A 21,959-nucleotide genomic window follows, 5' to 3' on the forward strand; every position below is an offset into this window, starting at 1 on the left:
TTGATCTTGATCTTGATCTTGATCTTGATCTTGATCTTGATCTTGATCTTGATCTTGATCTTGATCTTGATCTTGATCTTGATCTTGATCTTGATCTTCGCGACTTCAGGAGGCCGAACGCAGGCCTTGCGGAGGGAGGTGACGGGCATGAATGCCCGTCAAGCGCTGGGCCCCAGGATGGGGCCTGCAGCGCGGTCCTCCCGGGAGCAAGGCCGGAGTGAGGGAACCCCGGAGCGCAGCGCAGGGGCCGGATGACGGGAGCGCAGCGTTTTTTGGTACTTTTTGTCGCGTTTGACAAAAAGTGACTCGCCGTAAGGGCGAAAAGGTGAATCCGCGTCGCCAAAGCAAATGGACCTTGCGCAATACAAGAACCAGCACGTTTTCGCTTTTCGCTATCAGCCCTCAACATCAAGCACAGTCAGAAAACCGCATCACTGCTGCGAAGCGATGGCCTTTTCGATAGCAGCCCTGAACGCCGGGTCATCCGGCTTGGTCAGGCTAGAGAAATTGCCAATCACCTTACCCTTACGATCCACCACGTATTTGTAGAAATTCCACTTCGGCGCACTGCTCTGGCTGGCCAACTCAGCGAACAGTGGTATCGCATCCTTGCCCCGTACCGGCTGCGTCTTGGTCATGGTGAAGGTGACACCGTAGTTGGCATAGCAAACCTTGGCGGTCTTCTCGCTGTCGGCGTCTTCCTGCTTGAAGTCATTGGACGGCACGCCCAGCATTTCCAGCCCTTGCTCGTGATACTCCTTGTACGTCGCCTCAAGCCCCTCGAACTGCGGCGCAAAACCGCAATAGCTGGCGGTGTTGACCACCACCAGCGGCTTGCCCGCAAAGCGCTGGCACAGGTCGACCTGACCCTTCCCACGCAATTCCGGCAGGCTACCCTGCAACACGGCCGGGCAATCGGCAGCCCAGCTCGATGTGCTGGCAAGCAGGGCCAGCACCGGCACCATCAACCAATGTGCACGCATGATTCGTTACTCCCGCAAGACAATCCTTGAGCTTGCAGGGTAGCGCCTAACAAACACCCATGCCCAGTTGCATCAACGCCATCCCTCCCTGATGCCAGCCCCACCACACCAGCGCCAACAGCGCCAAAGCAGCAAGGGCCAGCAGCCCACGGGCCAGGTAGCGGTTCATGCGGCCTGGGCCTGCAAGCGGGCAACCGGACGCTCGCGCACCGGCCAGTTAAGGGCGGCAGCCAGCAGGCTGAGCAGGATGGAAATCTGCCAGACCAGGTCGTAGCTGCCAGTGCGGTCATACACCACCCCACCCAACCAGCCCCCCAGGAAGGCGCCCAGCTGGTGGAACAGGAAGACGATACCGCCGAGCATGGACAGGTTGCGCACCCCGAACACCGTCGCCACGGTGCCATTGGTCAACGGCACTGTGGACAGCCACAGCAGCCCCATGGCGATGCCGAACAGGTAAGCACTGAACTCGCTCACCGGCGCCCACAGGAACAGCAGGATCACCACCGCACGTAGCAAGTAAAGCCCGGTCAGCAGGCGCGGCTTGGACATGCGGCCACCCAGCCAGCCGGCGGTGAAAGTACCCACGATATTGAACAGGCCGACCAACGCCAGCACCGTGGTACCGGTGGTCGCAGCCAGGTGCTGGTCCACCAGATAGGCCGGCAGGTGTACACCAATGAACACCACCTGGAAGCCGCAGACGAAAAAGCCCAGCGCCAGCAACCAGAAGCCGGAATGCGAGCACGCCTCGCGCAGTGCCTGGCCCAGTGTCTGCTCCGCGCCATGGCTGGGCAGCGGACGGTCGCGCAGCAGGCCGACGAAGGGCACGATAAACGCCACCATCAGGCCCAACACCAGCAACGCCGCCGACCAACCCAACCACTGGATCAGGCCCAAGGTGCCGGGCAGCATGGCGAACTGGCCAAACGAACCGGCAGCGCTGGCGATCCCCATCGCCATACTGCGCTTCTCGGCAGGCACAGCACGCCCGACCACGCCAAGGATGACCGAGAACGACGTGCCGGACAGGCCGATGCCGATCAGCAAGCCGGCACTGAGCGACAACGACCAGGCCGAATCGGCCATGCCCATCAGGATCAAACCGACGGCATAGAGAATGCCGCCGATGATCACCACCCGCGCGGCACCCAGGCGGTCGGCCAAGGCTCCGGCGAAGGGTTGGGCCAGCCCCCAGATCAGGTTCTGCAAGGCGATGGCAAAGGCGAACACCTCACGCCCCCAGCCAAAATCGGCGCTCATCGGCGCCAGGAACAGGCCAAAGCCATGGCGCACACCCAAGGAAAGCGCCAGGATCAACGCCGCCCCCACCAATACCCAACCGCTGGTTCGCCACACCGAAGTCATTGTCGTTATCTCCAGCACATCGCAAGGTTGTTGCGGGTATATACCCGCTTATAGTCGTATCAATTCAGGCCAGTTGGCCCAGCAAACGCACCAGCTCATCCCGCTGCCCTGCCCCCAGTCGCTCCACCAGCTCCGTTTGAGCCTGCTCCCAGGCGGGATGGGCGTCACACAATAGCTGCTTACCCGCTTCGGTCAGCAGCACCACGCGATTGCGCTGGTCATCGCCATCCACCAGGGCCAACAGCCCCTCGGCCTCAAGCACCCGCAGGTTGCGGCCCAAGGTGCTGCGCTCCAGGCCCATCGCTTCGGCCAGGGTCGTGATGCTGGGGCGGTCAAGCCGCTGCAGATGGCGTAACAGGGAAAACTGGGCGACATTGACCCCGAAGCCGGCAAGCGCTTCGTCATAATGCCGGCTCACCCCACGGGCAGCGCGACGTAGATGGGTACAGATGCATTCACTGGTCAGCATGGATACGTGTATATACCCGCGTCATAGGTGTTGCAAGAAATTTCGCCTTCGAGGTGACAGCGACCGATCGCTCAGAGCCCCACGGCCAAACCCAGCACCACAGCAAGCTCAAGCAACTCCACCATCGCGCCAGCGGTATCCCCGGTGGTCCCGCCAAGGCGCCGGCACATCAGTTGCCGCAGCCCTGCAAACACAGCGAGTGCCAGCAACAGTATCCAGCACACGCTCCAGCCACCTGCGACCAGGCACATGACCGCACTGCCCAGCAAAGCCCAAGAGGCCTCACGGCGCGGCAGATGATCGGCCAGGGCTTGGCCCAGGCCACCCGAGCGCACGTAGGGGGTACCCAGGAACAGGCCCAACATTGCCGCCCGACCAATCAAGGGCGCCAGCAGCAATTGCGCTCCGATGCCCTGCTCTACCAGCACCCACAAGGCGCAGAATTTCAGCAACAGCACCAACACCAGGGTGACCACGGCAATCGGCCCGCTGCGCGGGTCTTTCATGATCTGCAAGGTGCGTTCACGGTCGCCGAAGCCACCCAGCCAGGCGTCAGCACTGTCAGCCAGGCCATCCAGGTGCAAGGCACCACTGAGCAACACCCACAACGTCAGTAGCAAAGCGGCATGCAGCGGAGCTGGCGTACCTTGCAGCAGATGGCTGGCCAACCACAGCAGTAAGCCGAACAGCAGCCCGACCAGCGGGTAGAACAGCAGCGAACGCCCCATTTCCCGTGGCGCCGGCATGCCTGGCAGGCTCACGGGCAGGCTGCTGAGAAACTGCAAGGCAATCCAGAATGGCAACATCTCAGCACGCCTCGACCCACTGGCCATCGACACCCGGTACCAGCCGCACCAGCGCACCATGCCCCACCTCAACCTGCAGCAGCTGCGCCCTCGGCAAGCCACGGGCTCGGGCCAGCAATAGCCGCATCACACCACCATGGGTGACCAGCAGCACACGCTTGCCAGCATGCTGACGGCTCAGCCGCTCGACAGCAGCCAGCACACGCTCGGCAAACGCCTCGACTGGCTCGCCATTGGGCGGCGTAAAGGCGTAAGGGTTCTCCCAGAACCGACCCAGAGCATCCGCCTGGTCTTCCATGATCTGCGCAGCGCTTCGGCCCTCCCAGTCGCCAAAATGCAGCTCCTGAAGGCCGGGTTCTCGTTGCACCGGCAGATTCAACTGCGCCCCCAGTTCATCGGCAAAGCGGGCGCAGCGCTGCAGCGGCGAGCTGACCAGCACCTCCCAGGGCCCCGCCTCGGCCACGGCACCACGCATCTGCGCCCAGCCCTTGTCAGTCAACGCATCGTCAAGGCTGCCGCGCAGGCCGCCCTGTTCGGTTTCGCCATGGCGCAACAAGTCGAGGATCATGCCGGGCGGTCCGCCACCGCAGCTTCAGCAAACGTCGCCATCTGCCCGTGCAGCGCGCAGGCGAGGCGCAGCAGTGGCACGGCCAGCGCAGCACCACTGCCCTCGCCCAAACGAAGGCCCAGCGCCAGCAGCGGTTCGGCCTGCAATGCCTCGAGCAACGCCTTGTGCCCGGGTTCCGCCCCTTGGTGAGCGAACAGCAACCACGCGCGGCACTGCGGATTAAGGCGCACCGCCGCCAACGCGGCAACACTACAGATGAAGCCATCCACCAGTACGGCGATACCCGCCTGCGCACAACCGATGTAGGCGCCCGCCAACGCAGCGATCTCAAAGCCACCGACGCTACCCAAGGCTTGCAGCGGGTCCGCAGCCTGCAACTTGTGCAAGCGCAGGGCGTGCTCAATGACTTCGGCCTTGTGCCGCACACCCGCGCTGTCCAGGCCCGTGCCAGGGCCGCTCAGCTCAGCAGGCGGGCAGCCCATCAGCACGCTGGCCAAGGCGGAGGCGGCCGTGGTGTTGCCTATTCCCATCTCGCCACCAATGAACAGCTGCGCACCCCGTTCGGCAGCACGCAGCGCGCTGTCGCGGCCCGCCTGCAAAGCCGCTTGCAGTTGGCCTTCGGTCATTGCCGGCTGGCGAGCGAAGTTGGCCGTACCGGCCCCAAGGCGCAAGTGGTGCACGCCCGGCAACGCCAGATCAGGGTCGATGGTGCCCAGGTCGACCACTTCGAGGCTGGCCTGCAGCTCGCGCGCCAGCACGCTGATCGCTGCACCACCCCCTACGAAGTTGCGCAGCATCTGCCCGGTCACCGCTTGAGGGTAAGCTGAGATACCCTCCTCGACCACACCGTGGTCACCGGCAAAAACGGTGATGGCGGCCTTATCCAGCACCGGCCTTTCACGCCCTTGCAGGCCGGCCAGCTGAATGGCCAGACCCTCAAGCTGGCCAAGCGAACCGGCAGGCTTGGTCAGCTGCTGCTGACGGGCGCGGGCCTGGTCCATGGCGGCGTTGTCGAGAGGTTGGCAGGCATCACGCCACCAGGCTTGTGTCATAGTGCAGGTCCTTTAAGCATTAAGGGCAGGCCGGCCACGGTCAGCACCACACGCTGACAACGTTCGGCCACGGCCTGGTGAAGCCAGCCGGCCAGGTCGACATAACGCCGGGTCAGCTCGCCCATGGGCACGACGCCCAGGCCGGTTTCGTTACTGACCAGGATCAGGGTGCCAGGCAACTGCTCAAGGCAGGCCAACAAGGCATCTCGTTCCTCGGCCAGGCGCTGGTCATCTTCAAGCATCAGCAGGTTGGTCAACCACAACGTCAGGCAATCCACCAGCAGGCAGCGCCCTTCGGCTGCTTCAGCACGCAGTACTGCGGCCAGGGCCAAGGGTTCTTCGATCAGCCCCCAGTCGTCCGGGCGGCGCTGACGGTGCAGCAACACACGTTCGTTCATTTCACCGTCCAGCGGCTGGCTGGTGGCAATGTAGGTCACCGGCAGGCCACTGGCACTGGCCAGCTGTTCGGCGAGGCGGCTCTTGCCGGAGCGGGCGCCACCGAGGATCAGGCTGCGCATGTCAGGCCACCCCACAGAGCTGGCGCAAGCGCGCGGTGTCCAGGTGTTTTTCCACCAGGTCGGCCAGGCGCTCGATGTCGCGCTCGCGCAGGGCTTCGTAATCGATGGCCTGGGCATCCTCCAGGCCGGCCCAGCGCAGCAGCGCGGCGCACGAGTGGCTGCCCTCGAACAGGCCATGCAGGTAGGTGGCAAGGATCTGCCCATCATCGCTCACCGCGCCATCACAACGACCATCGGCCAGTTGCACGGCTGGCTGTTCCAGCGCAGGGCCGGTGGTGACGCCTGCATGAATCTCATAACCGGCAACCGGCGCCGCTTCAAGGTTCAGCACCCCGGCAACGTTGCGCAACTGCTTCTCGGCCTCAAGCACCGTGGCGTAATCCAGCAGGCCAAGCCCCGGGCTCGACCCGGCAGGGCCCTCGAGGCCTAGCGGGTCATGTACTTCACGGCCCAGCATCTGCAGGCCGCCACAAATGCCGATCAGCTTGCCGCCGTAGCGCAGGTGCCGCTCGATCGCTTTGTCCCAACCGCGCTCGCGCAGTTGCGCCAGGTCGCCACGCACGCTCTTGGAGCCCGGCAGGATGATCAGGTCGGCAGGCGGAATCGGCTGGCCCGGGCCGATGAACTGGAGGTCCACCTGCGGGTGCAGGCGCAGCGGGTCGAAGTCGGTGTGGTTACTGATGCGCGGCAATACCGGCACGATCACCTTGAGCACACGCTCGCTTTTGGCGCCCTGGCGCACATCGATGCCGTCTTCGGCTTCCAGGTGCAAATCGGTGACGTAAGGCAACACGCCCAGCACCGGCTTGCCGGTGCGTTGCTCCAGCCAGTCCAGCCCCGGCTGCAACAGGGCGATGTCGCCACGGAAGCGGTTGATGACAAAGCCCTTGACCCGCGCCTGCTCACTGGGCGAAAGCAATTCCAGCGTGCCGACAAGGTGCGCGAACACGCCGCCACGGTTGATGTCGGCAACCAGGATCACCGGGCAATCGACGGCCTCGGCAAAGCCCATGTTGGCAATGTCGCCGGCCCGCAGGTTGATCTCTGCCGGTGACCCGGCGCCCTCGACCATGACCACCGGCCAGGCGGCACTCAGCCGCTGGTGCGAAGCCAGCACCGCCTGCATGGCGATGGCCTTGTAGTCGTGGTAGGCCACCGCATTCATGCTGGTGACCGCACGGCCATGAATGATCACCTGGGCACCGGTGTCGCTGTTGGGCTTGAGCAGTACCGGGTTCATGTCGGTATGCGGCGCCAGCCGGCACGCCTGAGCCTGCACCGCCTGGGCCCGGCCGATTTCACCGCCGTCGGCGGTTACCGCGCTGTTCAACGCCATGTTCTGCGGTTTGAACGGCACCACAGCGACGCCCTGGCGCAACAACCAGCGGCACAGTGCGGTCACCAGCGTGCTCTTGCCGGCATCGGAGGTGGTGCCTTGCACCATGAGGGTGGTCATGCCGATTCCTTTTGATAGTCGGCCAGCGCCTGGGCCAGGCGCTGTTCGTCGGCCGCACACTCGGGCAGCCCCAGGCGCACGGCCGGAGGGTGGTCGAACAGGCGCACCAGGATGCCGCGATGGGCGAGAAAGTCATGCAACGGCGCGGCACGCTCGCTGCGCACGTACTGGAACAGGTCACAACCGCCGCTTGGCGCCAGGCCAGTGCTAGCCAACAGGGTGGCAAGGCGCTGACTGGCAGCAGCGCAACGTTCAGTCTGCACGCGCTGCGCAGCTTCGTCGGCCAGGCTTGCCTGGGCCAGCACCCGGGTCGGGCCGTTGACGGTCCAAGGGCCAAGCAACTCGGCCAGGCGCAACAGCAGGCTGCGCTCAGCGGCGACGAAGCCCAGCCGCACCCCGGCCAAACCGAAGAATTTGCCGAATGAACGCAGCACGATCAGGCCCTCGCGACCCGCGCAGTCCACCACGCTGTCTGCCGGGGTGTTGTCCATGAACGCTTCATCGACCAGCAACCAGCCACCGCGCGCAGCCAGGCGCGCATGCCAAGCCAACAGCGTCTCACGCGGCACCCGCCGACCGGTCGGGTTGTTGGGGTTGACCAGCACCAGCACGTCAAGGCTATCGAGCGCTGCGTCAACCTGTGCCTCGTCCAGCTCAACCAACTGATGCCCCGACCGCTGCCAGGCGTACGGGTGCTCGGCATAACATGGCGTCAGCACCCCTGTCCGGCCTGCGGCGCGCAGCAGCGGCAAAGCCTGGATCGCGGCCTGAGAGCCCGCTACCGGCAGCAGCTGGCTGGTACCGTAGTACGCACGTGCAGCGTCTTCCAGGCCGTCCTCGACCTCCGGTAGACGCGCCCACGCATCTGTAGGAATTGGCGGGATCGGGAATGGCCAGGGCGCGATGCCGCTGGACAGGTCGAGCCACTGCTCGCGAGGAATGCCGTACTGCTGCACTGCGCGCAGCAGGCGGCCACCGTGTTCAAGCATTGATGTAAGCCCCCAGGCAGATCAACAACAGCCACAACCACACACCCCGCTGCACCAGGGCCCAACCGCGCTCGATGGCGTCGGCATCGGCCACTGGCCCCTCGCCCAGGCGCGGCCGCTCATGAAGCTCGCCGTGGTACACCGCCGGGCCACCGAGCTCCACGCCCAGCGCACCGGCACCTGCTGCCATCACCGGGCCGGCGTTCGGGCTGTCCCACAGGGGACCCTGCTTGCGCCAGCAGGCCAGGGCCAGGCGGGTCTTGCCCAGCAGCGCATACGTCAGCGCCACCAGCCTTGCGGGAAGGTAGTTGAGCACGTCGTCGATACGCGCCGCGCACCAGCCGAAACGTTCGAAGCGCTCGTTACGGTAGCCCCACATGGCATCCAGCGTGTTGCTCAGGCGATACAGCACCACACCCGGTGCGCCAGCCACCACAAACCAGAACAGCGCGGCGAACACCGCATCGCTGCCGTTCTCCAGCACCGACTCGGTGGCCGCCCGGGCCACTGCCGGCTCGTCCAGTTCGCGGGTTTCGCGGCTGACCAGGTAACCGACGCGCCGTCGCGCCTCTTCCAGGTTGCCTTGGCGCAACGCGTTGGCCACCGGCAGCACATGCTCGCCCAGGCTGCGCAGCCCCACGGCGCAGTAGAGCGCCAGCACATCCACCAGCCAGCCGATGTAAGGCAGCCACGACAGGACCAGCGCCACCAGGGTCAGCGGCACCACCGCCAGAAACCACGCGCTCACCCCATGGCTGCGCCAGCCGCGCCCGCCGGCATTCAGGCGGCGCTCAAGGCTACTGGCCATATTGCCAAAAGCCACCAACGGGTGGCGCCGCTGCGGCTCGCCCAGCAAAGCGTCCAGGGCTACCCCGGCCACGGTCAGCAAGGCCACGCTCATTGACGCTCTCCCCATTGGTTCTCGTAAAGCATTTCGCTCAAGGGCCGCTCTTCGGCCCAGTTTTCCTGCACCAGCATCGGCACCGGGTAGAACTCGGTAACCGGCCCCAGGCACAGCACCGCCACCGGTTTGGCGCCCGCAGGCATGCCCAGCAAAGCGGCCAAAGCCTGCGGTTCGAACAACGACACCCAGCCCATGCCCAGCCCTTCACCACGCGCAGCCAGCCACAGGTTCTGGATGGCACAGGCCAGCGAGGCCAGGTCCATTTCCGGCAGCGTGCGGCGGCCGAAGATGTGCGGTTCCCGGTTATCCATCAAGGCCGCCACCAGCAGCTCGGCGCAGTCGTTGATGCCTTCAACCTTCAGCTTCATGAAGGCATCGGAGCGCTCGCCCAATGCCTCGGCGGTGCGCACCCGCTCCGCCTCCACCAAGGCCTGGATGCGCCCACGCAGGTCGCGCCGGGTAATGCGGATAAAACGCCACGGCTGCATCAGCCCGACACTGGGCGCCTGATGCGCGGCGGCCAGCAAACGGGCAAGCAGCTCTGGCGCCACCTGGCCACCGGCAAAATGGCGCATGTCGCGACGCTCGCCAATGGCCCGGTAGATCGCGGCGCGCTCGACGTCGCTGAAGGCATGTTCGCTCATGGCCGCAACAGCGCCGCCGCCGCATCCGGGTTGGAGGGGAAGTAGAAATGCACGTATGAGGCCGTCAACCGGCCCAAGCGATACACCGCTTCGTTGCCACGCCCGCCATTAGGGCTAAGGCCACGGGCGATCGGTTCCAGCTCGGTGCTGGTCAGCGAGTGATGGTAGGTATGGCCACGCAAGGTGCCCTCCGGCAGCTCTACCGCCTGCAGCGCCAAGGCCGCCAGACGCTTCTGCATGGTCGCCTCGCCCCGCAGCAGGCCCAGCAGCTCGGCACGCTCGCCGGCCACGTCGGTCAAGGCATCGAGCAGGTACAGCATGCCGCCGCACTCGGCCAGCAAGGGTTTGCGCTGAGCATGATGGGCGCGGATTGCCTCGCACATCGACGCATTGGCGGCCAGGGCATGGTGATGCAGCTCGGGGTAGCCGCCCGGCAGGTACAGGCTATCCACCGCCGGCAGTTCGCGGTCGTGCAGCGGCGAGAAGAATTCCAGCTGCGCCCCGAGGTTACGCAGCAGGTCGAGGTTGGCCCCGTAGGTAAAGGCAAACGCTTCGTCGCGTGCCACGCCAATACGCACCCCTGCCAGCGAAGCAGCACACGCTTGTGTTTCGGGCTCGGCAAAGCTCACCGGCGGTGGCAAGGCTGCGTCGCAGCTGGCGCCAAGCGCCTCGGCGGCTGCATCCAGGCGGGCATCCAGGTCGTTCAGCTCGCTGGCCTGAACCAGCCCGAGATGGCGGCTGGGCAACTCGATACCGCGCTCGCGGGACAAGCCGCCGTACCAGCGCAGGCCTTCAGTCAGGCTGCCTTCCAGCAGTTGCGCGTGGCGCAGGCTGCCCACCCGGTTGGCCAGCACGCCGGCGAACGGCAGGGCGGCCTGGTAGCGCGCCAGGCCCAGGGCCAATGCGCCGAACGTCTGGGCCATGGCCGTGCCGTCGATCACCGCCAGCACCGGCACGCCGAAGTGGCGCGCCAGGTCGGCGCTGGACGGGGTGCCATCAAACAGCCCCATCACCCCTTCGATCAGGATCAGGTCGGCCTCGCCCGCGGCGTCCCACAGCAGGCGACGGCTTTCTTCGGCGCCGATCATCCACAGGTCCAGCTGGTACACCGGCGCGCCACTCGCGCGCTCCAGGATCATCGGGTCAAGAAAATCCGGGCCACACTTGAACACGCGCACCTTGCGCCCGAGGTTACGGTGCAAGCGGGCCAGCGCGGCTGTGACGGTAGTCTTGCCCTGGCCAGAGGCCGGTGCCGCGATCAACACGGCGGGGCAATGGCGCGATTGACTCACAGTTCGACGCCCTTCTGTGCGCGAATGCCGGCCTGGAAGGCGTGCTTGAGCATACCCATCTCGGTCACGGTATCGGCCAGTTCGATCATTTCAGGCTTGGCCGCACGGCCCGTGACGATCACATGCTGCATCGGCGGGCGGGCCTGGATGTCTGAAAGAACCTGGTCCAGGTCGAGGTAGCCGTGCTTGAGGGCGATGTTCAGCTCATCCAGCACCACAAACTGCACATCAGGGTCTTGCAGCAGCTGGCGCGACACCGCCCAGGCGGCTTCGGCGGCGGCGATGTCACGCTGGCGGTCCTGGGTTTCCCAGGTGAAGCCCTCGCCCATCACGTGGTAGCGCACCTGCTCAGGAAAGCGGCGGAAGAACAGCTCTTCCCCGGTGCTGTTGCGGCCCTTGATGAACTGCACAACACCGCACTGCATGCCATGGCCCAGCGCGCGCGCGAGCATGCCGAAGGCCGAGCTGCTCTTGCCCTTGCCATTGCCGGTCAGCACCAGCAACAGGCCGCATTCGTTGGGGGAATTGGCGATACGTTCGTCGATGACCGCCTTCTTGCGCTGCATGCGCGCCAGGTGGCGTTCGTCACGTTCGGTGGATTCGCTCATCAGGGTTCTCCGCTGGCTGGCACCGTGGCTACGCACGGTGACAGGTAATAGGCAGGCAAACGGAGTACGCGCAGGGGCCATGGCAGGGCGCCACGGTGCACCGCGCATCACCCTCCGTGATGCCGTTGGCAGTAACAGGCCGGTCTCCGGGCTTGTGAGCGGGCCTCGGCCCAGCCTGCGCGCCTTCCCGGATGCTGGCATCCAGTGGCCCTGCGCGGCCTTCTACTCACCTACCGTTGCGGGGGCAGCGCCGGAATCGCGCCATGCTGGCGCCCACCGGCTTCCCAGTTTCACCCTGCCCAGTCGGGGCTGGCAGGGCACCTGAAACACGCGCGAAGGTTAGAGGGTTGGGCCGGGAGCGTCAATCAAGGTGATCATTCGCCAAAGCGGATCATGGGCGAGGGAAGAAACGTTCGACCACGTTCGCCGCCCGGAACTGCTTGCGATAGAGCTCCAGATCGAAGGCCAGCCCGGTACGCAGATCGTAAACAGGTCGCCCGGTTGCAGGTTTGGGGACCTGCCTGAGTGCCACCTTGATAAAGCGGTAGCTTTCGCCATAGACCTGTTCCAGCCCTTCCACACGGAAGTAATGGCCTGGCAGCATCAACGTTTCGGCCTCCTTCCAATACAGGGAAAACGCGCTGATCGGCGTGGCATCGCTGTACTGCCCCGCAGCCAGCTCGAACACCACCGAACTGTCATCGAACAACCCGGGCAATGCATCAGGCATTCCAGCGTAGGGCAAGCAGGCGAACTCCAGGACCTTGTAGGGGTTCTCGGTAAACGAAGTCAGGTCGGTATTGACCAGCACATCGCCGACACACAGGTGGCCGTATCGATAATACTCGCCGCCCGTTCCCCGGGATCGGTGGCCACCACGGTAGAGTGTGGCCTGATTGCTTTTGGGCAAGCGACCGAGGCTATCAGCCAGATCGTTGATGTACCTGTCCTCGTCGTCGTATTTGTACTTTCCTTTACGGAACACATCATTCACACCCGATTCGTTGCTGGTGTACCACTCGATCAACGAATTGAAGTACTCGCGCCGATAACGGTAGGAGTAGTAGAACCTGCCATTGACATCCACACAGTCCAGGCCTCGGGCGTCCCGGCTCGGTGCTTGCCCCTCCTCAAGCTCGGCAACAGGCCAACCGTCCAGCAAACGCTTCTGGCGCTCCAATGCCCGCTCTGACAGTACCGTGCTCTGCGCATCATCAATGGAGGTGTATACATCCCAGAACGGCGAACGCACGCTCGACATGCGCAGTGCCGGCAGGGGCGTCCCCCCCACCAACCGAGGCGGCACCAACAACTCCCATTCGCCAGCGCTGTTCAAACGCACCGGGCTCAGCGGGACAAAGGCGTAAGGGTTGTCTGCCGGCACCACCAGCCATACCGCCAGCTCATGACTGTAGCGCACCCGGTATTCATGGCCCCTCAAGACAATCCAGCAACTGCCGTCGTCGTTCACGCGAATACCGCGCAGGCGCCCGCTGGTACCCAATTCCCCAAGCTGTACGGTGTTTATTTCCTGGCCTTCCACCGCAAGCTCTGCGTCGGCTGACAGTTGCCAGTGCTGCAGGTCAACACCCGTTTCGTGGGGGGCGGCCTGAGTAGCCGGAGAGGCAATGGTGGTCTGCATACCGATATCGACCAGGTTGAGGCTTGCAAACATGCTCTGCAAAATGGCCGATCGCAGCGCATTTTTGCGGGCTAGCTCATCCTGGGCATGTAAAGCCTCGTTCACATCCAGCGCCACTTTGCCAACGCTTGCACCCAGCAACATCAGAGACATCGGCCAACCCAAAGGCACAAAGCCGCTGAACACACCAAGAAACGCCGACAGATAGCCACTGAGCATCGCCTGGCGCAGGCTGGCGTTATCCCGCATAAGCTCGGCGGTACGCTGCATTTCGGCCTTGGCCTGGTTGGCCAGGTAGGTGAACAGATCTCCCCGCAGCGGACGCTCGAACAACTTCAAGGCCATCAACGCCGCGTCGTCAGAACGACTATCCGCGATGCCTTTCAAATGCACCCTGATCAGGCTCCGCCCATTGGTATCGTGCGGGTTGCTGTGTGTACTGGTGACGAATGCCTCAAGCGTCTGCTCGGACCGCAGATTCACCGCCAACCAACGCGCCATTGCCAGTTCGGACTCGAAGCTTGTCAGTGCTTCATTGAACCAGGGCATGTAAGCAAGCACGCTACCGTCTGCTGCCCGCAAACCGAACAGGCTGCCTTTGTCGCCTTCACCAAAGCCATAGCGGCTGACTGTCAGCGGGCTACCCGTGCTGTCCCTGCGCAGATTATCAATCGTGGGCAGCTCATCGTCTGCCAACTGGTCGGCCACCATGGCACGTAGCCGCCCCCTGTCAGACGCCGAAATCCTGCCGGCATGCCGCGCACTGGCTGTCTCGCCAAGCAAATTGATTTTGGCCAGCACACGAACATCCGCCTCGTTGGTCGCCCAGAAGCGCTCGACGGCCTCACGGTACAACCCGGCAAAGTCCAGCGCCCAAAAGTCGCTCTGGACGGCACTGCCCAACATCGGGATTTCATTGCGTTCATCGTAGGTGGCGGCAAACGGCCCTTGCCAATAAAAACCACCACGCTGGTCCAGCTCGTCTACAGCATCCTGGAAATAGGCGTCGAATCGCTCGACTACCAGCTCTGTGAACACCAATGACTTCTGTGGCGGGCCACTGTGTTGCCATCCAGTGAAACTGCGGCTGCTGGTACTTGAGTTGGTGAACTGATGCCACCAGACAAACCGCGGATCCATGGCCTTGCCGGTGTGCTTCTGCACGATCTGAGCAGCATGCTTGCTCGCCAGCGCATATGGATCGGGGTAATCGCGCAGTATCTTGTCGACCAACGCCACCAGCGGACGCGCTGCATCCGCCAGCTCAAGGTCCTGGCGCATTTTTGCTTCGTTATTGCTCATGGTCCTCTCCAGGCTGCATAAAGAGAGGCAACATGCTCATCCGGCCGTGGCAGTGACCTGAGGTAGATAAGTATTGGCGTACAAGGAAGCGGCCGGCCACTAACCGAGCAGTTAGCAGCCTTGCCCTGAGGGATGCTCTAAGGGTTCTGCGCCAGGTGCCCTTGGGGAATCACCCGCTTTGCCTGCAGATAAGCCTTGGCCCAGTAGCTGTTGGAAAGGTAGTCCAGGCGCACGGTGCCGCCGGTGGAAGGTGCATGCACGAAGCGCCCCTCCCCTACATAGATGCCTGCGTGGCTGACCTGCGAACCACCGCTGGTCGCGAAAAACACCAGGTCGCCGGACTGCAGCGACTGGGCATCTACCGTGGGTGCGCGCATGACGATCATCTCCCGTGTCGAACGCGGCAGGCTGATGCCGGCAGCATCACGGTAGACGTACTTGATCAGGCCACTGCAGTCAAAGCCGGAGTCCGGCGTATTGCCACCCCAACGGTAAGGCGTACCCACCAGGCCAATGGCACGGATCAATACGTCATCGGCAATCGGCGAAGGGCTTGGCTGGCTGTAGGAAACCTGCGACTGAACCACAGGGGCCGGCGCTGGAGCGCGGCTGGAGCAGGCAGCCAGCAAGGCTGCCAGGGAGAGAAATGCGAAGCGCGCCATCTTTACCATGGCCAGAACATCCTGTCTGAGATTGCTGCGCCGCAGCCAAAAAGAGTTGAGAATTTAGATTAGACGCTTTCTGTAAATACGCACGGCGGCGAGCTTTTTTCAAAGCATCGCCGCCGTGGCAGGGTACAGCATTTTGCCATCAGTTGCGCGCGATGTTGGTCGGCGCCATGGCCAAGGCACGCTTGGCTTCGATGAAGGTCTTGCTCCAGTAGCGGTCACCGAGGCTGTCGATGCGCACGCCACCGCTGCGGCGGCTGCTGGAGTGGATGAACTGGTTGTCACCCAGGTAGATGCCGGCATGGCTGACGCGGCCGCGACCGTTGGTGCTGAAGAACAGCAGGTCACCGGGCTTGAGCTTGTTGCGGGCCACTTTCGGGGCATCGACGTTGATCATTTCGCGCGTCGAGCGTGGCAGGGTCATGCCCGCCTCTTCGCGGAACAGATAGCCGATGAAACCGCTGCAGTCGAAACCGGACTTTTCCGAGGTACCACCGAAGCGGTAGCGAGTGCCGATCAACGACATGCCGCGCTCGAGAATACTGTCCGCCAGCACTGGCAGCTGGTAGGGCTTGCTGTTGCTGGAGAAGGCCTCCAGGTCATCTTCAGTGGCCAGCTCTTCCGGTTCGCCGAATACCGACGAGGACGAAGCTTTAGCCTTGATCACCGATTGTGCGGCGACCGGGGTGTGATCCTGAGGCTGAAACTCTGAATGAGAAGCCGGGCCTTGGGCCGCGCAGCCAAAAAGCAGGGTCACGAGTGCGAGTGGCACGAGGGGTGCGAAGCGCTTTAGCATGGGCACGACCGTGTCTGTAATCCTTTAGAAGGGTGAAACTATGCCCTCTATCATGGCCATTTGCAAATTTTATCGAAAAAGATGTGACTTTTTTGTTTTGCCGCTCTGGCCCAGCGTTTGCAGGGGGTTACCAGCCGAGGGTTTCCTTGAGGAACGGAATGGTGAGCTTGCGTTGTGCCTGCAGCGAGGCCTGGTCGAGGCGCTCCAGCAGGTCGAACAACGCGCTCATGCTGCGCGCACCGCGGGTGAGGATGAAGTGGCCGACTTCGTCGGTGAGGTGCAAGCCGCGGCGCGAAGCACGCAGTTGCAGGGCTCGCAGCTTGTCTTCGTCAGACAAACCACGCATCTGGAACACCAGGGCCAGGGTCAGCCGCGACTTCAGGTCCGGCAACTTGATCGGCAATTCGCGCGGGGATGCCGAAGCAGCCAGCAGCAAGCGCCGGCCACTGTCACGCAGGCGGTTGAACAAGTGGAACATGGCCTCTTCCCAGTCCGCCTTGCCGGCAATCACGTGCAAGTCGTCGATGCACACCAGTTCGTACTGGGCCAGGTAGTCAAGCAGCTCTACGCCGCGATCGAGCAGTTGCGCCAATGGCAGATAGACAGCAGGCTCGCCGCGTTGCTGGAAGCGGTGGGTAGCCGCCTGCAGCAGGTGGCTACGGCCAACACCCTGCTTGCCCCACAGGTAGATAAGGCTCTCGGTCCAGCCGGCGTCGGCTTCGCATAGCCGCTCGACGTAGCCCAATGCCGCAGCATTGGCGCCCGGATAGTAGTTGATGAAGGTGGCGTCATCGCGCAGGCGCACACCCAGGGGCAACTGGATCGGTGGTTTCATGCTCGCGGGCGGTCAGCAGGACCGCAGGGGGCCTTTGGTGAACAATGTTGCAAAGTCTATACCCGCAAGGCGGGCCGCACAATCACGGCAACAGATAGCACAAGCAAAATCAACAAGTTGCGCTAATTTGGGGCTGCATCGCAGCCCCAACATCACAACTGCGGGTCGATATCCCCGGCATACATGTCCGATTCCTTGTACATGTCATGCACATGCCGCAGCAGCACCATGATCACGGCCGCCACCGGCAGCGCCAGCAACACCCCGGTAAAGCCGAACAGTTCGCCACCGGCCAGGATGGCAAAGATCACCGCCACCGGGTGCAGGCCAATCCGGTCCCCTACCAGCAGCGGCGTCAACACCATGCCTTCGAGCGCCTGCCCGACCATGAATACCGCGACGATGCCCAGCATCGGATACAGGTCGCCCCCAAACTGGAACAACCCCGCCACCAAGGCCGCACCGATACCTATGATGAAGCCCATGTAGGGCACGATGGCGGCCAACCCTGCGAGCATACCGATGAGCAGGCCCAGCTCCAGCCCGACCAGCATCAGCCCGGCCGAATAAATGACGCCCAAGGCCAGCATTACCATCAGTTGCCCACGCACGAACGCCCCAAGTACTTCGTGGCATTCGCCCGCCAACCCGACCACCTGCGGCTCACGCTGGCGTGGCAGCAGGCTGCGCAGCTTGGCCATCATCAGGTCCCAGTCACGCAGCAGGTAAAAGCCCACCACCGGAATCAGTACCATGTTGGCCAGCCAGGCCATCAGCGCCAGGCTCGAAGCCGTGGCATGCGACAGCAGCATGCCGACAATGTCGGTGGTCTGGCCCATGTGGCCAGCGATGGCAGCTTTGATCTTGTCGAATTTCCAGAAGCCATCAGCCAGGCCCAAGCGGCTCTGCACCCAAGGCAACGCAACATGCTCAAGCCAGTCGAGCATCTGTGGCGCCAACTCGTACAAGCGCACCAGCTGCTTGGCAAGCATCGGCACCAGCACCAGCAGCAGGGCCAGCAACAGCAGGGTGAACAGGCCAAACACCACCACAACGCCCCAGGTGCGCGACAGTCCCAGACGCTCCAGGCGGTCAACCAACGGGTCGGCCAGGTAGGCCAGCAGGATGCCGACCAGAAACGGGGTAAGAATGTTGTGCAAGCTATAAAGCAGCACAGCGACCAGCAGGGCAGCGCCCAGCCAGATCCAGCGACGAACGTCGGTCACGGTATGCTCCCCTTACCAGCGAAAACGCAGGCCGTCGAACGGCTTGGGTGCAGGTTGGGCCGGCGCAGGTTGCTCACCGGCTGCCGGTGCTGGCGTGGCGGGCGCTACCGGCACCTGCTCTGCGGGCAGCTCCTGCAACTTGGCCAGGCCGAGTTGGGCACGCAGCTGTTCGCGGTTGCCGGTCACACCATAGGTCAGCGTGGTGCCTTCAGCCATTTGCAGGCGTGGGCCATAGGGCTCAAGCACACGGGCAAGCTCGGCATAGCGCTGCAAGCTCATCCCCTGCACTTGTACCTGCATCTGGCTGCTGGCACCCGGACGGGTGACATAACGCGGCGCCAGGCGACTGCTGACCGCCAACATGACCGCGTCAGCCAGGGCAGCCGGGTCGCCCCCCTCGGCCGTGCCTTGTTCACGCTGGTCGCCCAGCCACAGCTGCCATTTGCCCTGCCATTTGCCGTCGGCTTCCTGTGCATGCACCGCCAGCAAGGCGTCGGCGCCATAGCGCTCGGCGGCCTCACGCAAAGGTGCCGGGTCGCTGGCTTCGATCTGCTTGGCATTGGCTACCAGTTGCTCCTGCAAGTCGGCCAGCGGCAAGCGCAACGGCAGGCCACGGTGCTGGGCGGCACGGCGCAGGGGCTGGGCGCTGGCCTGGCCGTCACCGACCAGGCTGCTGCCCTCGGCACTGTCATTCAGCCACCAGCCAAGAATCGAAGGCCGATTGCTGCCCCACAGCGCCAGGCCGGCCTTGCGCAAGGCCCGTTCGGTGCTACCGGGGTCGAACTCGACCACCACCGACTCGGGCGGGCCGGCCTCGCTGCCAACCTGGTTGATGATTTGCTGCGGGTCCTTGCGCAACTCGGCAAGTGCCGGGCTTTGCGCTGCCTTGGGGTCGCCGGTCAGGCGCAGCACCAAGGTGTCGAGGGCTTTGGCAGTAGCGGCAGTACGGGCTTCGGCGCCCTGCCCGACCATTGGCTCGCGCACCTGATACAGGCCGGCGACATTTTCAGCCTGGGCTGCAACCGATATCAGGGCCAGGCCGCCGACCGCCAGAATATTGAACAAACGCATGGAGGATTCCTGTCCAGTCGAGCATGAAGCTCGCTACTTGCAGCTTATACACATGCAACCGCATCAACCACCCTCAGCCCTTTTTCAACAATTTACCGCCCTGCCCGTCGGCCTGAGGATGGCCGCTGCCCGGCAACCCTGATAAAATCGCGCGCCTTCACAGACCACTGACGTTTCAGGCAGCCGCCGCTTACCCGCCGGACTTGGCCGCCATGGTCGTTTTTAAGAATCCCTCCCTCCTAAAGGCCTGGATCAATGAGCAAGCAACCCTCCCTGAGCTACAAGGACGCCGGTGTAGACATCGACGCCGGCGAAGCACTGGTCGAACGCATCAAGGGCGTGGCAAAACGCACCGCACGCCCTGAAGTCATGGGTGGCCTGGGCGGCTTCGGCGCCCTCTGCGAGATCCCGGCCGGCTACAAGCAGCCGGTGCTGGTCTCCGGCACCGACGGCGTCGGCACCAAGCTGCGCCTGGCGCTGAACCTGAACAAGCACGACAGCATCGGCCAGGACCTGGTCGCCATGTGCGTGAACGACCTGGTGGTATGCGGCGCCGAGCCACTGTTCTTCCTCGATTACTACGCCACCGGCAAGCTGAACGTTGACGTGGCCGCCACCGTGGTCACCGGCATCGGCGCCGGTTGCGAACTGGCCGGCTGCTCGCTGGTCGGTGGTGAAACCGCCGAAATGCCTGGCATGTACGAAGGTGAAGACTACGACCTGGCCGGCTTCTGCGTCGGCGTGGTGGAAAAAGCCGAAATCATCGACGGCTCCAAGGTTGCCACTGGTGACGCGCTGATCGCCCTGCCGTCCTCGGGCCCGCACTCCAACGGCTACTCGCTGATCCGCAAAATCCTCGAAGTGTCTGCTACCGACATCGAGAACACCCAGCTGGACGGCAAGCCGCTGACCGACCTGCTGATGGCGCCGACCCGCATCTACGTCAAGCCGCTGCTGCAACTGATCAAGAACACCGGCGCCGTCAAGGCCATGGCCCACATCACCGGTGGCGGCCTGCTGGACAACATCCCGCGCGTACTGCCGAAAAACGCCCAGGCCGTGGTTGACGTGGCCAGCTGGCAGCGTCCGGCGGTGTTCGACTTCCTGCAGGAAAAAGGCAACGTCGACGAGCACGAAATGCACCGTGTACTGAACTGCGGCGTGGGCATGGTCATCTGCGTGGCCCAGGACCAGGTCGAAGCTGCCCTGAACGAACTGCGCGCCGCCGGTGAGCAGCCGTGGGTCATCGGCCACATCGCCGAAGCCGCCGAAGGCGCCGCCCAGGTCGAGCTGCAGAACCTCAAGGCACACTGATGCCGAGCAAGACCTGCAATGTAGTGGTACTGCTGTCGGGTTCCGGCAGCAACCTGCAAGCCCTGATCGACAGCTGCCAAGGCCAGGACAGCCCGGTGCGCATCCGCGCGGTGGTTTCCAACCGCGCCGATGCCTACGGCCTGCAACGTGCCGCGGCGGCCGGTATCGACAGCGTGGTGCTCGACCACACCCGGTTCGACGGCCGTGAAGCCTTCGATGCCGCGCTGGTTGCGCGCATCGACGGTTTTGCGCCAGACCTGGTGGTGCTGGCCGGCTTCATGCGCATCCTCAGTGGCGACTTCGTGCGCCACTACCAGGGCCGCCTGCTCAACATCCACCCGTCGCTGCTGCCCAAGTACAAGGGCCTGCATACCCACCGCCGGGCACTGGAGGCAGGCGACGCCGAGCACGGCTGCAGCGTACACTTCGTGACTGAGGAACTCGATGGCGGCCCACTGGTCGTACAGGCTGTGGTACCGGTGGCGTCTGACGACACCGTCGAAAGCCTGGCCCAACGGGTACACCGTCAGGAACACCTGATCTACCCGCTGGCGGTGCGCTGGTTCGCTGAAGGGCGCTTGCGCCTTGGCGAACAGGGTGCATTACTGGATGGCCAGCCCCTGGCGGCCAGCGGTCACTTGATTCGATCCTAGGAGAATTTATGCGTCGTGCCCTGCTTTTGGCTCTCGCCGTGCTCGCCCTGCCCCTCCAGGCAGCTGATCTGAAGCCTTTCTCGGCCAGCTACACCGCCGACTGGAAGCAGCTGCCCATGAGCGGCACCGCCGAGCGCAGCCTGGTCAAGAATGCCAATGGTACCTGGGACCTTAACTTCAAGGCCTCCATGATGATCGCCAGCCTGACCGAGCAAAGCACCCTGCGCATGGAAAACGACACCCTGCTGCCGCAGAAGTATCACTTCGAGCGCGGCGGCCTGGGCAAGGCCAAGAAGGTCGACCTGAACTTCGACTGGACTGGCAAGAAAGTCACCGGCAGCGACCGTGGCGATGCCGTCAGCCTGCCGCTGAACCGTGGCGTGCTGGACAAGTCGTCCTACCAGTTGGCCCTGCAGCATGACGTGGCCGCCGGCAAGAAGAGCATGACCTACCAGGTGGTTGATGGTGACGAGATCGACACCTACGACTTCCGCGTGCTCGGCACCGAAAAAGTCACCACCAAGACCGGCCAGGTCGATGCGGTGAAGGTCGAGCGCGTGCGCGACCCAAGCCAGAGCAAGCGCATCACCGAGCTGTGGTTCGCCAAGAACTGGGACTACCTGCTGGTGCAACTGCGCCAGGTAGAGACCGATGGCAAGGAGTACGTGATCGTGCTGCAGGATGGCACGGTCGATGGCAAGCCGGTGAAAGGCAACTGATCCAGCGCTGCCTGCAACACCCCAAGCCCCGCCCAGTGCGGGGCTTTTTTATGCCCTTGTGCAAAGGCACTGGCCG

23 protein-coding genes and 1 riboswitch are annotated in these 21,959 nt (G+C 63.8%); of the genes, 3 read left to right on the top strand and 20 right to left on the bottom strand.

The window, feature by feature from the left end; translation table 11 throughout:
* Window positions 1-431: 431 nt before the first annotated feature.
* From N436_RS14815 to N436_RS14905, 20 genes are all read right to left on the bottom strand, one after another.
* Window positions 432-983, bottom strand: coding sequence for a glutathione peroxidase (locus tag N436_RS14815; protein ID WP_019099289.1), 552 nt, complete (start codon window positions 981-983; stop codon window positions 432-434).
* A gap of 46 nt (window positions 984-1,029) precedes the next feature.
* Entirely contained in the window at window positions 1,030-1,152 is a 123-nt protein-coding gene (locus tag N436_RS28765; protein WP_016715481.1) for a hypothetical protein, read from the bottom strand.
* Entirely contained in the window at window positions 1,149-2,351 is a 1,203-nt protein-coding gene (locus tag N436_RS14820; RefSeq protein ID WP_110741420.1) for an MFS transporter, read from the bottom strand. The genes N436_RS28765 and N436_RS14820 overlap by 4 nt, the downstream gene beginning before the upstream one ends.
* A 64-nt stretch (window positions 2,352-2,415) precedes the next feature.
* Window positions 2,416-2,820 carry a MarR family winged helix-turn-helix transcriptional regulator gene (locus N436_RS14825; RefSeq protein ID WP_060500766.1) on the bottom strand — a complete coding sequence of 135 codons (405 nt, stop codon included), beginning with the start codon at window positions 2,818-2,820 and terminating at the stop codon, window positions 2,416-2,418.
* A 71-nt stretch (window positions 2,821-2,891) separates the two neighbouring features.
* Window positions 2,892-3,626: an adenosylcobinamide-GDP ribazoletransferase gene (locus N436_RS14830; protein WP_110741421.1), complete on the bottom strand. Its 735-nt coding sequence runs from the start codon at window positions 3,624-3,626 to the stop codon at window positions 2,892-2,894.
* 1 nt (window position 3,627) lies between these two features.
* Window positions 3,628-4,194: a histidine phosphatase family protein gene (locus N436_RS14835; protein WP_110741422.1), complete on the bottom strand. Its 567-nt coding sequence runs from the start codon at window positions 4,192-4,194 to the stop codon at window positions 3,628-3,630.
* Window positions 4,191-5,246 (bottom strand): nicotinate-nucleotide--dimethylbenzimidazole phosphoribosyltransferase, encoded by a 1,056-nt coding sequence (gene cobT, locus N436_RS14840; protein ID WP_105945928.1) that lies wholly within the window; start codon window positions 5,244-5,246, stop codon window positions 4,191-4,193. Before cobT ends, N436_RS14835 begins: the two co-directional genes overlap by 4 nt.
* Window positions 5,243-5,764, bottom strand: a complete 522-nt coding sequence (cobU, locus tag N436_RS14845; protein WP_105945927.1) for a bifunctional adenosylcobinamide kinase/adenosylcobinamide-phosphate guanylyltransferase — start codon at window positions 5,762-5,764, stop codon at window positions 5,243-5,245. Before cobU ends, cobT begins: the two co-directional genes overlap by 4 nt.
* Before the next feature lies 1 nt (window position 5,765).
* Window positions 5,766-7,220 carry a cobyric acid synthase gene (locus N436_RS14850; RefSeq protein ID WP_105945926.1) on the bottom strand — a complete coding sequence of 485 codons (1,455 nt, stop codon included), beginning with the start codon at window positions 7,218-7,220 and terminating at the stop codon, window positions 5,766-5,768.
* Window positions 7,217-8,209, bottom strand: coding sequence for a threonine-phosphate decarboxylase CobD (cobD, locus tag N436_RS14855; protein ID WP_105945925.1), 993 nt, complete (start codon window positions 8,207-8,209; stop codon window positions 7,217-7,219). Before cobD ends, N436_RS14850 begins: the two co-directional genes overlap by 4 nt.
* The gene (cbiB, locus tag N436_RS14860; RefSeq protein ID WP_105945924.1) at window positions 8,202-9,110 is read right to left on the bottom strand and encodes an adenosylcobinamide-phosphate synthase CbiB; all 909 of its coding nucleotides are present in this window, start codon (window positions 9,108-9,110) and stop codon (window positions 8,202-8,204) included. Before cbiB ends, cobD begins: the two co-directional genes overlap by 8 nt.
* Window positions 9,107-9,757, bottom strand: coding sequence for a 5,6-dimethylbenzimidazole synthase (gene bluB / locus N436_RS14865; protein WP_016715471.1), 651 nt, complete (start codon window positions 9,755-9,757; stop codon window positions 9,107-9,109). Before bluB ends, cbiB begins: the two co-directional genes overlap by 4 nt.
* Window positions 9,754-11,049 carry a cobyrinate a,c-diamide synthase gene (locus N436_RS14870; RefSeq protein ID WP_110741423.1) on the bottom strand — a complete coding sequence of 432 codons (1,296 nt, stop codon included), beginning with the start codon at window positions 11,047-11,049 and terminating at the stop codon, window positions 9,754-9,756. Before N436_RS14870 ends, bluB begins: the two co-directional genes overlap by 4 nt.
* Window positions 11,046-11,657, bottom strand: coding sequence for a cob(I)yrinic acid a,c-diamide adenosyltransferase (gene cobO, locus N436_RS14875; RefSeq protein ID WP_016715469.1), 612 nt, complete (start codon window positions 11,655-11,657; stop codon window positions 11,046-11,048). The genes N436_RS14870 and cobO overlap by 4 nt, the downstream gene beginning before the upstream one ends.
* Window positions 11,658-11,776: 119 nt before the next feature.
* Window positions 11,777-11,997, bottom strand: a riboswitch (cobalamin riboswitch).
* A gap of 51 nt (window positions 11,998-12,048) precedes the next feature.
* Window positions 12,049-14,601, bottom strand: a complete 2,553-nt coding sequence (locus N436_RS14880; protein ID WP_110741424.1) for a dermonecrotic toxin domain-containing protein — start codon at window positions 14,599-14,601, stop codon at window positions 12,049-12,051.
* Between the two features lie 137 nt (window positions 14,602-14,738).
* Window positions 14,739-15,272: a C40 family peptidase gene (locus N436_RS14885; RefSeq protein ID WP_110741425.1), complete on the bottom strand. Its 534-nt coding sequence runs from the start codon at window positions 15,270-15,272 to the stop codon at window positions 14,739-14,741.
* A 139-nt stretch (window positions 15,273-15,411) separates the two neighbouring features.
* On the bottom strand, window positions 15,412-16,065 hold the full coding sequence (locus N436_RS14890; RefSeq protein WP_110741426.1) for a C40 family peptidase: 654 nt from the start codon (window positions 16,063-16,065) through the stop codon (window positions 15,412-15,414).
* A 127-nt stretch (window positions 16,066-16,192) separates the two neighbouring features.
* Complete coding sequence (gene hda, locus N436_RS14895) at window positions 16,193-16,900, bottom strand: DnaA regulatory inactivator Hda (RefSeq protein ID WP_003252443.1); 708 nt, start codon at window positions 16,898-16,900, stop codon at window positions 16,193-16,195.
* Between the two features lie 152 nt (window positions 16,901-17,052).
* Window positions 17,053-18,126, bottom strand: coding sequence for an AI-2E family transporter (locus N436_RS14900; protein WP_019099297.1), 1,074 nt, complete (start codon window positions 18,124-18,126; stop codon window positions 17,053-17,055).
* A 12-nt stretch (window positions 18,127-18,138) separates the two neighbouring features.
* The gene (locus N436_RS14905) at window positions 18,139-19,197 is read right to left on the bottom strand and encodes a DUF2066 domain-containing protein (protein ID WP_105945920.1); all 1,059 of its coding nucleotides are present in this window, start codon (window positions 19,195-19,197) and stop codon (window positions 18,139-18,141) included.
* Between the two features lie 255 nt (window positions 19,198-19,452).
* Here N436_RS14905 and purM point away from each other — a divergent pair, with 255 nt between their 5' ends.
* The 3 genes from purM to N436_RS14920 are packed head-to-tail and all read left to right on the top strand — an operon-like array spanning window position 19,453 to window position 21,883.
* On the top strand, window positions 19,453-20,511 hold the full coding sequence (gene purM / locus N436_RS14910; RefSeq protein WP_003252437.1) for a phosphoribosylformylglycinamidine cyclo-ligase: 1,059 nt from the start codon (window positions 19,453-19,455) through the stop codon (window positions 20,509-20,511).
* Window positions 20,511-21,164 carry a phosphoribosylglycinamide formyltransferase gene (gene purN / locus N436_RS14915; protein WP_105945919.1) on the top strand — a complete coding sequence of 218 codons (654 nt, stop codon included), beginning with the start codon at window positions 20,511-20,513 and terminating at the stop codon, window positions 21,162-21,164. The genes purM and purN overlap by 1 nt, the downstream gene beginning before the upstream one ends.
* 8 nt (window positions 21,165-21,172) lie before the next feature.
* On the top strand, window positions 21,173-21,883 hold the full coding sequence (locus N436_RS14920; protein WP_016715462.1) for a DUF3108 domain-containing protein: 711 nt from the start codon (window positions 21,173-21,175) through the stop codon (window positions 21,881-21,883).
* The last annotated feature ends 76 nt before the right edge of the window (window positions 21,884-21,959 follow it).

The sequence above is a fragment of the Pseudomonas sp. RV120224-01b genome, assembly GCF_003208145.1.
In the GTDB taxonomy this organism is placed as follows: domain Bacteria; phylum Pseudomonadota; class Gammaproteobacteria; order Pseudomonadales; family Pseudomonadaceae; genus Aquipseudomonas; species Aquipseudomonas monteilii.